14 protein-coding genes are annotated in these 15,192 nt (G+C 63.4%); 11 read left to right on the forward strand and 3 right to left on the reverse strand.

All coding sequences use genetic code 11. From position 1 onward, the window contains the following. Window positions 1–11 precede the first annotated feature (11 nt). The 10 genes from ACLRDN_RS21000 to ACLRDN_RS21045 all read left to right on the forward strand — a co-directional run bounded on the left by ACLRDN_RS21000 (window position 12) and on the right by ACLRDN_RS21045 (window position 10,255). Window positions 12–1,265: a thiolase family protein gene (locus tag ACLRDN_RS21000; protein ID WP_413457857.1), complete on the forward strand. Its 1,254-nt coding sequence runs from the start codon at window positions 12–14 to the stop codon at window positions 1,263–1,265. Window positions 1,266–1,292: 27 nt separating this feature from the next. Next, window positions 1,293–2,057 (forward strand): SDR family NAD(P)-dependent oxidoreductase, encoded by a 765-nt coding sequence (locus ACLRDN_RS21005; protein WP_413457858.1) that lies wholly within the window; start codon window positions 1,293–1,295, stop codon window positions 2,055–2,057. 16 nt (window positions 2,058–2,073) lie between these two features. Then, the gene (locus tag ACLRDN_RS21010; protein ID WP_039783928.1) at window positions 2,074–2,493 is read left to right on the forward strand and encodes an acyl-CoA thioesterase; all 420 of its coding nucleotides are present in this window, start codon (window positions 2,074–2,076) and stop codon (window positions 2,491–2,493) included. A gap of 84 nt (window positions 2,494–2,577) precedes the next feature. Next, window positions 2,578–3,723 carry an ABC transporter substrate-binding protein gene (locus ACLRDN_RS21015; RefSeq protein WP_413457859.1) on the forward strand — a complete coding sequence of 382 codons (1,146 nt, stop codon included), beginning with the start codon at window positions 2,578–2,580 and terminating at the stop codon, window positions 3,721–3,723. Window positions 3,724–3,812: 89 nt separating this feature from the next. After that, complete coding sequence (locus tag ACLRDN_RS21020) at window positions 3,813–4,853, forward strand: branched-chain amino acid ABC transporter permease (RefSeq protein WP_413457860.1); 1,041 nt, start codon at window positions 3,813–3,815, stop codon at window positions 4,851–4,853. Then, on the forward strand, window positions 4,850–6,643 hold the full coding sequence (locus tag ACLRDN_RS21025; RefSeq protein WP_413457861.1) for an ABC transporter permease subunit: 1,794 nt from the start codon (window positions 4,850–4,852) through the stop codon (window positions 6,641–6,643). The genes ACLRDN_RS21020 and ACLRDN_RS21025 overlap by 4 nt, the downstream gene beginning before the upstream one ends. After that, on the forward strand, window positions 6,640–7,395 hold the full coding sequence (locus tag ACLRDN_RS21030) for an ABC transporter ATP-binding protein (RefSeq protein WP_413457862.1): 756 nt from the start codon (window positions 6,640–6,642) through the stop codon (window positions 7,393–7,395). Before ACLRDN_RS21025 ends, ACLRDN_RS21030 begins: the two co-directional genes overlap by 4 nt. Window positions 7,396–7,450: 55 nt before the next feature. Then, a complete protein-coding gene (locus ACLRDN_RS21035; RefSeq protein ID WP_413457863.1) occupies window positions 7,451–8,002 on the forward strand; it encodes a DUF3237 domain-containing protein in 552 nt (183 codons plus the stop codon). A 14-nt stretch (window positions 8,003–8,016) separates the two neighbouring features. Beyond that, a complete protein-coding gene (locus tag ACLRDN_RS21040; protein WP_413457864.1) occupies window positions 8,017–9,792 on the forward strand; it encodes an acyl-CoA dehydrogenase family protein in 1,776 nt (591 codons plus the stop codon). Continuing rightward, entirely contained in the window at window positions 9,770–10,255 is a 486-nt protein-coding gene (locus ACLRDN_RS21045) for a MarR family winged helix-turn-helix transcriptional regulator (RefSeq protein WP_413457865.1), read from the forward strand. The genes ACLRDN_RS21040 and ACLRDN_RS21045 overlap by 23 nt, the downstream gene beginning before the upstream one ends. Before the next feature lie 19 nt (window positions 10,256–10,274). Here the strand turns inward: ACLRDN_RS21045 and ACLRDN_RS21050 are convergent, their stop codons facing one another. Next, a complete protein-coding gene (locus ACLRDN_RS21050; RefSeq protein WP_413457866.1) occupies window positions 10,275–10,538 on the reverse strand; it encodes a hypothetical protein in 264 nt (87 codons plus the stop codon). Between the two features lie 287 nt (window positions 10,539–10,825). Here ACLRDN_RS21050 and ACLRDN_RS21055 point away from each other — a divergent pair, with 287 nt between their 5' ends. Further along, window positions 10,826–12,349 carry a methyl-accepting chemotaxis protein gene (locus tag ACLRDN_RS21055; protein WP_413457867.1) on the forward strand — a complete coding sequence of 508 codons (1,524 nt, stop codon included), beginning with the start codon at window positions 10,826–10,828 and terminating at the stop codon, window positions 12,347–12,349. A 93-nt stretch (window positions 12,350–12,442) separates the two neighbouring features. Here ACLRDN_RS21055 and ACLRDN_RS21060 read toward each other — a convergent pair whose 3' ends face one another. Then, the gene (locus tag ACLRDN_RS21060) at window positions 12,443–14,599 is read right to left on the reverse strand and encodes a phospholipase effector Tle1 domain-containing protein (RefSeq protein ID WP_413460429.1); all 2,157 of its coding nucleotides are present in this window, start codon (window positions 14,597–14,599) and stop codon (window positions 12,443–12,445) included. A gap of 20 nt (window positions 14,600–14,619) precedes the next feature. Next, on the reverse strand, window positions 14,620–15,072 hold the full coding sequence (locus tag ACLRDN_RS21065; RefSeq protein WP_413457868.1) for a DUF3304 domain-containing protein: 453 nt from the start codon (window positions 15,070–15,072) through the stop codon (window positions 14,620–14,622). Between the last annotated feature and the right edge of the window lie 120 nt (window positions 15,073–15,192).

The following is a 15,192-nucleotide window of genomic DNA, read 5'->3' on the forward strand; positions in this document are numbered from 1 at the left end:
AAGCAACAGACATGGCACAAGCAGCGTTCTATTCCGGCTTCAAGGACATCTGGCTCGTCGGCGGCGTGCGTACGCCCATGGTGGATTACTGCACCAGCTTCAGCCAGCTCTCGCCCACCGACATGGGCATCAAGGTGGCGCGCGAAGTACTGGCCCGCACCGGCATCGCCGCCGCCGACATCGGCTCGGTGGTAGCCGGCAACATGGCGCCGGGCGATGCCTACCAGTACATGCTGCCGCGTCACATCGGCTTGTATGCGGGCGTACCCATCAGCACGCCGGCCATCATGGTCCAGCGCATCTGCGGTACCGGCTTCGAACTGATCCGCCAGGCCGGCGACCAGATCGAGCGTGGCTATACCGAGACCGCACTGATCGTGGGCAGCGAATCGATGACGCGCAATCCCATTGCCGCCTTCGGCCATCGCACCGGCTTCAGGCTGGGCGCGCCGGTGGAGTTCCAGGACTACATGTGGGAAGCGCTGGTCGATCCGGCCCCCGGCATCACCATGCCGCAGACCGCCGAGAACCTAGCGAAAAAATATGGCATCACCCGCGCCGAGGTCGATGAATACGCCGCGTATTCCTTCGAGCGCGCGCTCAAGGCGCAGGCCGCCGGATTCCACGCGGGCGAGATCGTCCCGGTCGTCAATGAAACCTTCCGCCTGGATGGCTACAAAGACCGTCACATCAAGCTGCAAGGAAAGATCAGCGAAGCCGCTACCGACACCCATCCGCGCCCGTCGCCGGTAGAGGTGCTGGCCAAGCTGCGCACGCTCTATCCGGACGGGGTGCAGACCGGTGGTAACTCCTCGGCACTGGTCGATGCGGCGGCCGCCACCATCGTCGCCTCGGGCGATTACGTGCGCCGCAACGACAAGCAGCCGCTGGCACGCGTGGTCGCGGCCGCTGTGGCCGGGGTGCCGCCGGAGATCATGGGCATCGGACCGGTGCCGGCCATCCGCACCCTGCTGGAACGCAATGGCCTGACGGTGGCTGACATCGGCTGCTTCGAGATCAACGAAGCGCAAGGCGCGCAGATCGTGGCGGTGGAACGAGCGCTGGGGATCGATCGCGACAAGCTCAACGTCAACGGCGGTGCCATCGCCCTGGGCCATCCGCTGGCCGCCACCGGCGTGCGCCTGTCGATCACGGCCGCGCGCGAGATGAATCGCCGGGGTGCGCGCTACTGCGTGGCATCGGCCTGCATCGGCGGCGGCCAGGGCATCGGCCTGCTGCTGGAAAACCCCTCGGCCTCCCACTGAAGCGCTCATTCAACAAGGACACATTTCATGCAACTGCAAGGACAAGCTGCCCTGGTGACGGGCGGCGCCTCAGGACTCGGTGCCGAGACCGCGCGCCAGCTGATACAGGCCGGGGCCCGCGTTTCCATCCTGGACGTCAACATGGAAGCGGCCCAGGCCCTGGCCGATGAACTGCGCTGCCACGCCGCGCGCTGCGACATCACCGACAGCGCGTCGGTGACAGCGGCCCTCGATGCGGCACAAGAGGCCAACGGCGCACCGCGCATCCTCATCAACTGCGCCGGCATCGGTGGCGCCAAGCGCATGGTGGGCAAGGATGGCAGCCCGATGCCGCTGGAGGATTTCAGCCGCATCGTCAACGTCAACCTGATCGGCACCTTCAATGTCATCCGCCTGGCGGCCGCCCGCATGGCCGCGGCCGAGCCGCTGGCCGAGGACGAGCGCGGCGTGATCGTGGCGACCGCCTCGGTAGCCGCCTTCGACGGGCAAGTCGGGCAAGCCGGCTATGCGGCGTCCAAGGGCGGCATCACGTCCATGACCCTGCCGCTGGCGCGTGACCTGGCGCAACACGGCATCCGCGTGGTGACCATTGCACCGGGGCTGTTCCTCACGCCCCTGCTCTACAAGCTGCCGGAAGAAGTGCAGCAATCGCTGGCCTCGTCCATCCCGTTCCCCAAGCGCCTGGGCAAGGCCGAGGAATATGCGCAGCTGGCCTTGCATATCGCCACCAATCTTTCGCTGAACGGCGAAGTGATCCGGCTCGATGGCGCATTGCGCCTGGCGCCGCGCTGAGCACCGAGGAGACCGCATGAGCAAGACCATCATTCATCCGGTGCGCGTGGAATTCGGCGATTGCGATCCGGCCGGCATCGTGTACTTCCCCAACTTCTTCCGCTGGTATGACGCGGCCTCGCGCAACTTTTTCCATGAATGCGGCGTGCCGCCCTGGCGGGATACGGAAAAGACGCGCGGCATCATCGGCACGCCCGTGGTGGACATCAGCTCGCGCTTCGTGCGCCCGGCGACCTATGGCGACCGCATCGAAGTGCATTCCACCATCGTCGAATGGAATGACAAGACCTTCGTGATGAAGCACGAGATCAAGCGCGATGGCGAACTGCTGTGCGAAGGCCGCGATGTGCGCGTCTTCGCCATTCGCCATCCGGAGGATCCGGCGCGCATCAAGGCTATTCCCATTCCGGAAGACATCAGGGAGATGTGCAGTTAAGCAATACGGCAGCAAGCGAGAGGCGGCAACAAGCTGCCTGCGCCCACATCGGGCATTCGAACGAAAAATACAAAGGAGACGGAGATGAAAACCAAACTGGCAATCAAGGCAGGCGTACTGGCAGCGATGCTGGCCTGTGCAGGGGCCGCACAGGCCGAGCTGACCATCGGCGTGGTGATGTCGCTGACCGGTCCGGGCTCGGGCCTGGGCATTCCGGCCAAGAACGGCTTTGCCCTGTGGCCGGAGACCATCGGCGGCGAGAAGGTCAAGATGATCATCCTCGACGATGCCACCGATCCCACCCAGGCCAGCAAGAATGCGCGCCGCCTGGTGGCCGAGGACAAGGTCGACCTGCTCATCGGTTCGGCCGCCGTGCCGCCCACGCTGGCCGTGGCCGACGTGGCGCTGGAATCGCAGACGGTGCAGCTGGCCATCTCCCCGATCGAGACCGCTGAAGGAAAAGACGCCTGGACCTTCCGCCTGCCGCAATCCACGGCCGTCATGGCCGGTGGCGTGGTGGAGCAGATGAAGAAGATGGGCGTGAAGACCATCGGCTTTCTCGGCTACTCCGACTCCTACGGTGAAAACTGGCTCAAGGAAGTGCAGCGCCTGGCCACCGCCGCCGGCATGAAGATGGGCACGGTGGAGCGCTTCTCGCGGGCTGACACCAGCGTCACCGCCCAAGCGCTGCGCGTGGTCAGTTCCAATCCGGATGCGGTGCTGGTGGTGGCCTCCGGCAGCGGTGCGGCCATGCCGCACAAGGCGCTCATCGAGCGCGGCTACAAGGGCAAGATCTTCCAGACCCACAGCGCCGCCTCGCGCGACCTGATCCGCTTGGGCGGCAAGGATGTGGAAGGCTCCTACGTCATCTCCGGCCCGGCCGTGGTGCCAGAAGCGCTGCCGGACAGCAATCCTTCCAAGAAACTGGCCATGGATTTCGTCACGCGTTACGAGAAGCAGTTTGGCGCAGGCACCCGCAACCTCTTCGCAGCCCATACCTATGATGCACAGCTGGTGCTGCAGAAGGTGGTCCCGGAAGCGCTGAAGAAAGCCAAACCCGGCACTCCCGCCTTCCGTGCCGCCTTGAAGGAAGCGCTGGAAACCTCCGGCCCGATCCAGATCTCGCAGGGCACGCTGAACTACTCGGCCAAGGATCACTTCGGGCTGGGTGACGATGCGCGCATCATGCTGACCATCCAGAACGGCAACTGGAAGGCGGTCAGTCCGTAATCCGCCTTGCTCTGTCCGCGCGGCGGCGCGAGGTCTCCAGCTTGCGCCGCCGTTTTCCAGCCTGACGTTTTCTGCACCACACCCGAAACATGGACTCCTCCATTGCCGCCATCCTGACCCTGGATGGCCTGACCAACGGCATCGTCTATGGCTTGATCGCCATTGCCCTGGTGCTGGTCTTCACGGTCACCCGCATCCTCTTCATCCCGCAGGGGGAATTCGTCGCCTATGGCGCGCTCACCCTGGCCATGCTGCAACAAGGCCAGCGCCCCGGTCCGCTGTGGCTCTTGCTGGTGCTGGCCGTATGCGCGGCCGGCATGCAGGCCGCGCAGCTCTTGCGCGCAGGCCAAGCCATGCTGTTGCCGCGCACCCTGCTGAGCACGCTGGGCGTGCCGCTGGCCATTGCCGCGCTCGTCTGGTGGGCCGCGCCCCAGCAGTTCGCACTGCCGGTGCAGGTGCTGCTGACCCTGCTGCTCATTACCGCGCTCGGACCGCTGATGTACCAGGTGGTCTATGAATCGATGGCCGATGCCAGCGTGCTGCAACTGCTGATCGTCTCGGTCGGCATCCACCTGGCCATGACCGGACTGGGGCTGGTGTTCTTCGGAGCCGAGGGCTTCCGTACCCCGGCCTTCTGGGATGAACGCTGGAACCTGGCCGCGCTCACCCTGAGTGCCCAGACCGTGGTGGTGGTGCTGGCCGCTGCCGCGCTGCTGGTGGCGCTGTGGCTGTTCTCCGGGCGCACGCTGTATGGCAAGGCGCTGCGCGCCACGGCGGTGAACCGCCTGGGCGCACGGCTGATGGGAATCTCCACGACGCTGGCGGGCAAATTGTCGTTTGCCGTCGCGGCGTTTATCGGTGCTCTGTCGGGCGTATTGATCGGCCCGATGAGCACCATTTTTTATGACTCGGGTTTCCTGATCGGCTTGAAGGGCTTCGTCGCCGCCACCATCGGTGCGCTGGCGAGTTTCCCGGCGGCCGCAGGGGGCGCGCTGCTGGTGGGCCTGCTGGAATCCTTCAGCTCCTTCTGGGCCAGTGACTTCAAGGAGGTGATCGTGTTCCTGGCGCTGCTGCCGATCCTGCTGTGGCGCTCGCTGGTCACGCCCGCGCATGACGAGGACGAGGAATGATGATGAACAAACGACTCCCTCTCTACGCGCTGCTGGTCGTGCTGGCGCTGTTCCCCATCCTGCCCACGCCGCAGTTCTGGGTGATCCAGGCGAACTACATCGGCCTGTATGCGCTGGTGGCCATCGGCCTGGTGCTGCTGACCGGCATCGGCGGCATGACCTCCTTCGGGCAGGCGGCCTTCGTCGGCATGGGGGCCTACACCACCTCCTACCTGAGCACCGTGCACGGCGTGTCGCCGTGGCTGACGCTGCCGATCGGCCTTCTCATCACCGGTGTCTCAGCCTATGTACTGGGCCGCATCACGCTGCGCATGTCCGGCCACTACCTGCCGCTGGCCACCATCGCCTGGGGCATCAGCCTGTACTTCCTGTTCGGCAAGGTGGACTTCCTGGGCAAGTATGACGGCATCTCCGGCATCCCCGCGCTGCAACTGGCGGGGCTGGACCTGGCCAGGGAACGCCACCTGTATTACCTGATCTGGGCCATCGTGCTGGCCGCCGCATGGGTCTCGCTGAACCTGCTGGATTCGCGCGCGGGACGTGCCATCCGCGCCCTCAAGGGTGGCCGTTCGATGGCCGAGGCCATGGGTGTGGATACGGGGCGCTACAAGATCCTCATCTTCGTCTTTGCCGCGCTGCTGGCCTCGGTCTCGGGGTGGCTGTTCGCGCACATGCAGCGCACCGTCAATCCCTCGCCCTTCAGCCTGGCGATGGGCATCGAATATCTCTTCATCGTGGTCGTTGGCGGCATTGCCCATATCTGGGGTGCGCTGCTGGGCGCGGGGGTATTGAAACTCCTGTCGGACCAGCTGCAGGTGCTGTTGCCTGCCCTGCTGGGCGATGGCGGCAGTTATGAAAGCATCGTCTTCGGCCTGATCCTGATCCTGTTGCTGAAATACGCACGCGGCGGCCTGTGGCCCTGGGTACGCGGGCTGTGGCTGCGCGCCTTCCCGGCCGCGCCGGCACCGCTGCGCATGGCCAGCGCCGCGCCGATGGACAAGCGCAACGGCCCGGCGCGGGGTGCACCGCTGCTGGAAGTGGCCCAGATCAACAAGCGCTTCGGCGGACTGGTGGCAGTCAATGACGTGTCCTTCAAGGTCAAGGCCGGTGAAATCATCGGCCTGATCGGCCCCAATGGCGCGGGCAAGTCCACCACCTTCAATCTGGTCACGGGCCTCCTGCATGCCAGCGGCGGACGCGTCAGCTTCAACGGCCGCGACATCGCAGGCCTGCCGGCGCGCGCCATCGCACGGCTGGGCATTGCCCGCACCTTCCAGCACGTGCGCCTGCTGCCGGGCATGACGGTGCTGGAGAACGTGGCCCTGGGTGCGCACATGCGCAGCCGGCAAAGCTTCCTCAGCAATACGGTCAATGCCATGCTGCATCTGGAACGCGCCGAAGAGAATGCGCTGCTCGATGAAGCCGCACGCGCCCTGCATCGCGTCGGCCTGCAGCACCTGATGCATGAGCAGGCCGGCAACCTGGCACTGGGCCAGCAGCGCATCCTGGAGATTGCCCGCGCCCTGTGCTGCGATCCGCTGCTGCTGTTGCTCGATGAACCGGCTGCGGGCCTGCGCCATCTGGAGAAGCAGGCGCTCTCCAAGGTGCTGCAGGAACTGCGCGCCGATGGCATGAGCATCCTGCTGGTGGAACATGACATGGAATTCGTGATGGAACTGACCGACCACATCGTGGTGATGGAATTCGGCACCAAGATCGCCGAAGGCACACCGCAAGAAATCCAGCGGCATCCCGCCGTGATCGAAGCCTACCTGGGTGGAATCGAATGAGTGAACTGGTCCTCGACGTCGCGCAACTGCGCGCAAGCTATGGCAAGGTGCAGGCGCTGCACGACATCCACCTGAAGCTGGAACGCGGCAGCATCGCCACCGTGATCGGCCCCAATGGCGCGGGCAAGTCCACGCTGCTCAACGCCATCATGGGTGTGCTGCCCGCGCAGGGCACGGTGCGTTATCAAGGCAAGCCGGTGGAACGCTGGAGCCTGGAACAACGCGTGATGGCGGGCATCGCCCTGGTGCCGGAGCGGCGCGAACTGTTCTCCACCATGAGCGTGGAAGACAACCTGCTGCTGGGGGGATTTCGCCGTCTGCGCTTGCGGCAGGCGCAGCCGCTGGATCAGTTGGCCACTGTCTTCGAGCTGTTCCCGCGATTGAAGGAACGCCGCGCCCAGCAGGCCGGTACGCTCTCGGGCGGCGAGCGCCAGATGCTGGCCATCGGCCGCGCCATGATGGCCAAGCCGGAACTGCTGATGCTGGATGAACCCAGCCTGGGTCTGGCACCGCGCATCGTCAAGGAAATCCTGCATATCGTTTCCGAACTGCGCACGGCCGGCATCTCGGTGCTGCTGGTGGAGCAGAATGCGCGCGCGGCCTTGCAGACGGCCGACTATGGCTATGTGCTGGAACTGGGCAAGGTCACCATGCAGGGCGAGTCCGCCAAACTGGCGGGCGATCCGCAGGTGATCCAGGCCTACCTGGGATTTGGCAAGAAGGCGGAAGCCGAGGTGGTGGCGGCTTCCTGAGGCTTGACGTTTTCTGCACCATGGCATGACAAAAACACATAACGAGGAGACCAACATGAAAAAGCTTTTCCTGCTGCTGGCCGCGCTGACGCTGGCCTTCCAGGCCCATGCGGCCAGCGACGCCGACAACACCACGCTGGTCCCGCCGCAACCCAAGCTGGCGTTTTTGGCACGCTTCTCGGTGGACCTGGTAGCGCCGATCTGGGAGCTGGGGAAGACCTCCGACCTCGGCCGCCGCCGCATCATCCCCATCACCGGCGGCAGTTTCAAGGGACCGCTCATCAATGGCGAGATCCTCAACAACGGTGCCGACTGGCAGACCGTGACCGCCGATGGCCTGGCCATCATCGATACCCGCTACCTGCTCAAGCTCGATGACGGCGAGCTGGTCTACCTGCAAACCCGTGGCGTGCGCTACGGCCCGCCGGAAGTGATGGCCGAGGTCGCCAAAGGCAAGCCGGTCGATCCTGCGCGCTATACCTTCCGCCTGTTCATGAACTTCGAGACCGCCTCCAAGAAGTACGACTGGCTCAACCGCGCCATGGGTGTGGGCTACGCCATGCGCCTGGGCAATGCGGTGGTGTATGACGCCTACCTGCTCAACTGAGATGGACGGAGCCGATGACGATGCACTACACGCCCCCGCTGCGCGACTTCGCCTTTGTCCTGGATGAAGTGCTGCAGGCCCCGCAGGTCTTGCGCGCCATGCCTGCGCACGCCGAGATCGATGGCGAACTGATGATGCAGGTGCTGGAAGAAGCCGGACGCTTCGCCGCTGACGTGGTCGCGCCCTTGAACGGTATCGGCGATCGCGAGGGTTGCCGTCTCGAAAATGGAACGGTCACCACGCCCCCCGGATTCGAGCGCGCCTATGCGCAATTCTGCGCGGGCGGCTGGCCGGCGCTGGCCTGTGCGCCCGAGCATGGCGGCCAGGGCTTGCCGCATGTGCTGGACTGCGCGCTCTATGAAATGCTCAGCGCAGCCAATCATGGCTGGACCATGTATCCCGGCTTGCTGCATGGGGCCTATGCCTGCCTGGCGGCGCACGGCTCGCCCGAGCTGCAGGCACGCTATCTGGAGAAGATCGCCAGCGGCCAATGGCTGGCCACCATGTGCCTGACGGAAGCGCAGGCCGGCAGCGACCTGGGGCAATTGCGCACACGCGCCGTGCCGCAGGAGGATGGCAGCTATCGCCTCACCGGCGACAAGATTTTCATCTCAGGGGGCGAACACGACCTGACGCCCAACATCATTCACCTGGTACTGGCCCGACTGCCGGATGCACTGCCGGGCAGCAAGGGGCTGTCGTTGTTCCTGGCGCCGCGCGTGCTGGACGATGGCAGCCGCAATGGCGTGCACTGCACCGGCATCGAACACAAGATGGGCATTCATGGCAGTGCCACGTGCAGCCTGCATTTCGAGCAGGCGCAGGCGTGGCTGGTAGGTGAAGCGGGACGCGGCCTGGCGGCGATGTTCGTGATGATGAATGCGGCGCGCCTGCATGTAGGCGCGCAGGGGCTGGGGCTGGCTGAAGCGGCCTGGCAGCGCGCCAGCGCCTATGCGCGTGAACGCCGCCAGTCGCGCGCACCGGGCTCATCCGGCAACGACCTGATCGTGCGCCACCCTGCCGTGCAGAAACTGCTGATGGAACAGCGCTGCCGCATCGAAGGGGCGCGCCTGCTGACTTGCTGGGCCGGGCTCTTGCTGGACCTGGCCGAGCATGATCCGGATGCGGCCCAGCGCTGGCGCCATCATGAACGGCTGGAATTCATCACACCGGTCATCAAGGCCTTCCTCACCGACCAGGGATTCCAGTGTGCCAGCCGTGCGCTGCAGGTCTTCGGCGGACACGGCTATGTGGTCGAGACGGGGATCGAACAATTCATGCGCGATGCCCGCATCACCATGATCTATGAGGGGACCAACGAGATCCAGGCGATCGATTTCCTGATGCGCAAGGTGCTGGGCGATGAGGGGAATCGGCTGAATGATTTCCTCGCGCTGGTGCGCGCGGACATCGAGGAGGGAAGTCTGTTTGGCGATCAGGCCCGATTGCTGGCCAACGCTGTGGATAAATTAAGTGAATTGGCCACGCGTATCGCCACGGCGGCGCTGCAATCGCCCTCCCTGCCCTACTTTGTTGCCGATGAAATGCTGCGCCTGGCCGGCCATGTGGCACTGGGCTGGATGTGGCTGCGCGCCGGCCGCCGGGCGCTCCCGGCCATGGCCTCGGACCCGGCCTGGTACGGCGGCAAGCGGGATGCCGCGTGCTATCATTTCGCCTTTGTATTTGCGGAAGTCCACCACTTGTCCAGCGTGATCGAAGGCTGCCTGGCAACCGGGCTGCCGCCCCTTCCTACCGACCTGGACCACCATGCTGCCCAAGAAGCCGGCTGATTTCGATTCCGACGACGATGCAGCGCCGAGCGCGGCGCTGGACCAGCAACTGCTGCTGAGCCTGGTCGGCTACAACTGCCGCCGCGCTTACATCACCATCATGCCGTTATTCGAAAAACGGATGGCGAAGTTCGAATTGCGGCCAGTCGACTTCACGGTGCTCAGTCTGCTCAAGGCCAATCCCAATATCAACCAGAAGCGCCTGTCCAAGGCCATCAACGTCTCCCCGCCCAACCTGGCGACCTTGCTGGACAAGCTGGAACAGCGCGGCCTGGTGGTGCGCCAGCGCAATCCGCAGGATCGCCGTTCACAGGTACTGGCGCTCACGCCAGCGGGCATGCGCATGTGCACCAAGGCTGAACAGACCGCCATCGAGCTGGAGCTCAAGGCCACCGAGATGCTTTCGGACGGCGAACGCGCTCAGCTCATCGGCTTGCTGCAGAAGATGTTCCTGCCGCAGTAAGCGGCCTTTCATTCCATTCTCAACGCAGGAAGACCAGCTCGGCGTAGCTGGGGTTGGCGTGCGCGCGCTGGTATTGCTTGAGGTCTTCGATGACCTGGGCACGCGTCAGGCCCGGCTGTTGTTGCTGCTCGGCCGCGGCGGTGCGCGTTTGTTGCGCCGGAATGCTGATGGTCGAGGTCGGCTCGGCCTTGCCCGGTTCGCCGGCATAGGCTGCCTGCGCTGAGATGGCGGCTACGGCCAGCGTGGCGGCCAGGACGACTTGGCGTGTGAAGATCTTGTTCATGTTCTGCTCCCTGGAATGCAAGCGGATGCTGCACGGTGCGTATCGCTTATGAGTGCTTCATTCCCATGCGGGAAGTTTATTGTTTCTTATCTGCGGGAAAAACCGGGGATCCCGCAATGCTCTTTTGCGCGCGCTGAAAGAATGCCTGCAAGCATCTTGTCGATTTGTCAGCACTGGTATGACCAAATGATGAGTTGCACGGCTTTTACCCGCCTCCATCGGGTTTTCTCACTGGCCGGCTGACGCGACAATCAACAAATCTTATAAATAATTTTCAGGGGAGAGACATGAAAATCGGCACCCGTCTTGGCGGCTCCTTCCTGCTGGTCACGCTGCTGGCTTGCGTACTCATTACGGCGTCCCTGCTCACGCTGACCCGGATCGGCCAGCACTGGGGTGATTTTTCCGGCACGGTGCTGAGCAAGCAGGATTACGCCACCCAGGGCTACATCAAGCTGGGCGACGGCGTACAGAATTTCAAGAATTACGTGACGCGCGGCAAGGACTATGACAAGCACTTCCTGGCCGACATGGATGCCATCGCCCGCCTCATGGCCCAATATCGCAAGCTGGGCGTGGACAACCCCAAGGAAGAAGAGCTGCTGCAGAAGATCAGCACGGGTGAACGCAATTATCGTGACGCCGTAGCCAAGGCGCAGGCGATGAAGGCCGCCGGGGCAGCGGTCAACGAGATCGATGCGTCCATCAGCGGCGCCGACAAGGTCCTGGCGGCGGGCTTTGCGGGACTGCTGGCGATTGCGCGCGAGAATGCCAATGGCACCGGCCAGGAAATCTCCAGCGCCATCCGCAACGGCGAAGCCGTCGAACTGGGCGTAGGCGCGGTGGTGGTGCTGCTGGCCGCGCTGCTGGCGACCTTGGCTACGCGCTCTATCACGCGCCCCATTGCCGAGGCGGTGACCATTGCAAAAACGGTGGCGGCAGGCGACCTGGGCAGCCGTATCGAGGTCAGGCGCAAGGATGAGACCGGTGAACTGCTGCAGGCCTTGAAGGAAATGAACAGCAGCCTGCAGCGCGTGGTCGGCGGCGTGCGCACCGGCAGCGATACCATCGTGACGGCCTCGACCCAGATCGCCGGCGGCAACCTCGACTTGTCGGCGCGCACGGAACAACAGGCCAGTTCGCTGGAAGAGACGGCGGCGGCGATGGAACAGATCACCTCCACCGTGCGCCGCAATGCCGATCATGCGCGCCAGGCCAATGCCATGGCGGGCTCGGTGTCGGAGGTGGCCTCGCGCAGCGGGCTGGTGGTGACGGATGTGGTGAGCACCATGGAGGAGATCCAGGCCTCGGCGCGCGAGATTGCGGACATCATCAGCGTGATCGATGGCATCGCCTTCCAGACCAATATCCTTGCGCTCAATGCGGCAGTGGAAGCCGCGCGCGCCGGTGAACAAGGGCGCGGCTTTGCGGTGGTGGCCTCGGAAGTGCGCAGCCTGGCCCAGCGGGCGGCGACGGCAGCCAAGGAAATCAAGACCCTCATCGGAACATCCGTGGAGAAAGTGGAAGCCGGCAGCCAGCTGGTCAGGAACGCAGGTGCGACCATCGAGGAACTGGTGGTGAGCGTGCGCAGCGTGACGCAGATCATGAGCGATATCTCGGCCGCCAGCGGCGAACAGGAAGCCGGCATCGAACAGGTCAACCAGGCCATTGCGCAGATGGATACAGTGACGCAGCAGAATGCGGCGCTGGTGGAAGAAGCGGCCGCAGCCACCGAAGCGCTCAAGGAACAGGCGCGCAGGCTGGCGGAGTCGGTCAGCGTGTTTCGCCTGGGGGTGGGGAGGATGGCTTGAAGGGAGAAAGATGCACCGTGCAACTATCGTTGGTGACCTGGCGCAGGTTCGCTTTCAAGCGCATCAAGGCCATCGATCCGACCTCCGCGCCGGTCAATCCACGATGCTGTGCCACATCGCACCCAGCTCCTCATACTTCTTCATGAGGTGTCGCTGGGCGGCATCATAGATGCGCTGTGCTTCGTCGGCTTCGCGCCTGACCTCCGCTACGGTTCTGTTTTTCAAGTCCACGGCGCGTTTGCGCGCCGCCTCGGCTGCACTCTGAAGCCGTCTTCTGGCGGCATCGGCTTGCGCCTGGATCTCCCGCTGGGCGGCCAATGCCTTTGCCTCGACCTCGCGCTTGGCACGTGCTGCAGCATCCTCGACGGCGTGATAGCCGTTGACGATACGCACCCGCGCACGGTCATACGTCAACACGGTGTAGTCCCTGATGTCACGCGCATCTTCAGCCATCTCTGCCGTACGGTCGCCCACCTTGCGCTCGACCAGCTCGCTGATCTTGCGTACTGCGGAATCGCCTTCGCCCTGAAGAAACACATGCCGAAAACGCGCATAACCGCCGGTCAGGAAAATCGGTTCGTGCTTGCCCGCTACCCGAAACCCTGCGCGAGAATCATGGACGTAATCTTCAAACAGCGTGACGCACGCCGAGGGTGGCATGGGATCCGTGCACATGATGTCGTAGAACTTCTTTTCCTGCGCCGTGAGCCGCTCCTGGGAGGGTCCGATCAGGAAACCGGTCAGCGGTGACAGACGGCGCACATACTTCTGGGCCATCTGCCCCATGCGCTGATCCAGGTTCAGATTGGAACGTGTACGCCAGTCGCGAATCATCTTGCCCAACTCCACTTCCGCTTCCAGCAGGTCCTTCTTGTCCGACGTTCCGGCCTCCTGATAGAAGCGTTTGCCAAGCATGAGGCCGCCCTTTCCTTCCTGCAGGGAGCCACGCCAGCGCAGATACTGGCGAGTGTGCGCTTCGGTATATTCGCGGATGCTACCTGCCTTGATCCCGTTGGTGGCGAGCCAATCGTTGTAGCTCTTGATCAGTCGCGGGTCAGTGGCGTAGCTCGCAGAGATGGCCGGCTTCGCCTCGATCTCGCGTGTGGTCAACAAGGGAACCCCCGCCTTGAGGGCGGTAAAGTGCATGTCGATCAACGGGATCTGGGACAAATGAGGCGACTGGCCCCAAGAGGGCATGGATTTCCCCTGCTCGCCGGGGAAATAGCCGCCGCCCACATCCGAGTGCATTCCGGGATAGCCGACATTGGTCCAGCCGGTGGAGGACTCCAGCGGGAAACTCGCTCTCTGTTCATGCAATGCAACGAAGTGGGCACATTGTTCTACCGCCGGGGGCACGCTTTGCGTCTTGTCAGCCCACGCCATATGACCAAATGTGACCGGCGTCACGTCGCCAATACCAACGGCAGCCACGGTGTCAAAAATTCCCAGGAATCCGATGCGCACAGGGATGCCTGCCAATTCAAATGCCCCGCCCGACGGGGTAAACAATTCATGCAGCCAATGGCAGCACGCACGCGCCTCGGCAGCGCCGCGAGAAAATCCGAACACTGATACGTTGACCTGTACCACCTTGCGCTGGCTGCTCTTGAGCGAAGTGGCCAGCTTTTCCATGAACTGCTTGTACATCTCAAGACGGCGCACTTTCTCAGGGGCAGTACTGAGATAGCCGGGCACAGTCCATTGACCAACCTGCCAGTCCGGGGGCAAGGCATTGGCATTACCGTTAAGCAGCATTTCCATGCTCATCAGGTTGACCAGATTGCGCTGTTCATTCCCTGAAAACAACGTGGTACCTGTCGCATATCCATATACTGCGTTGAGCAGTGAGGTGATGCCCCAGTTGATGCGGTCCGCGCCCATGAAACCGAAGCCGCTACCGCCGATGTCGGTCCCAAGCTTGAAAGTGTCGCCGATCTCGGCAAAGGGCGTGCCCACTCCCTGCATGTACACGCGAAAGAAGCCGTTTTCCGGATCGTCGAGATACGCATCGTAGAGCCGCGCAACGTTGCTGTGCTTGTTACGCTGTCGCTGGTTTTTGGTTTGCCCGTCCTCTACCCACTTGTCGTTGTTGCCGGTGCCATCAAAGAAGAGGCCGACAAAGACCTGGCCCTTGCATTCCGTTTCACCGCGTGCGCGCAGGCAACGCATGGCCTTGGCGCGCTGCAGGGCCTCCTTGGCCGAGAACTTGCGATGTCCGTTGATGGGTACCGGACGCCCTGTATAGAGCATGCTCACTGATATCTCCTGATTTACCTGGCTGCCGGTTTGAGCTCGGCCTGCCTGCCCTTGAGCGGGTAGTCCGGATGCCAGAGCGCGTATTTGGTCACGAAGATCCTGACCTCGCCATCGCGCAGGAAATGGACCGATACATGTCCTGCCTGATCGGGCGTGTACTGCGGAATGGGGACTTCCTTGGCAATGTCGTATTTTTCGCCAGAGTTGCGGTAGACCTCGGCATGGACTTGTGCGCTCAATCCCGGCTGCCACTTCTCGGGCACGGAAACACAGCAGATCATTCCGCCGCCTCCGCTTCCGGCATCGAGAAACCCGCCCCCTGTCTTGCTGCCCCCCTTGATCTGTACATCGAAGTTGGCAATGCCTTCCAGCATGTGGTTGTAGCCCACCAGATTGAGCGTCATCGTGGCGGCAGGCGCATCGGCCCTGCTGCATCCAAAAACCATGCCCAGGCTCAAGAGCGCCATGACGCTCAACAAGCATCGGATCTTCAACATTGACCGCCTTATCATCTTTTCCGTTACCTTTCGACGGCAGAGTACGAGTCCGTACTCTGCCAACCCAGTGCAACACCTCCTGAAATTTGC

The organism is Herbaspirillum huttiense, assembly GCF_047300815.1.
In the GTDB taxonomy this organism is placed as follows: Bacteria; Pseudomonadota; Gammaproteobacteria; order Burkholderiales; family Burkholderiaceae_D; genus Herbaspirillum; species Herbaspirillum huttiense_A.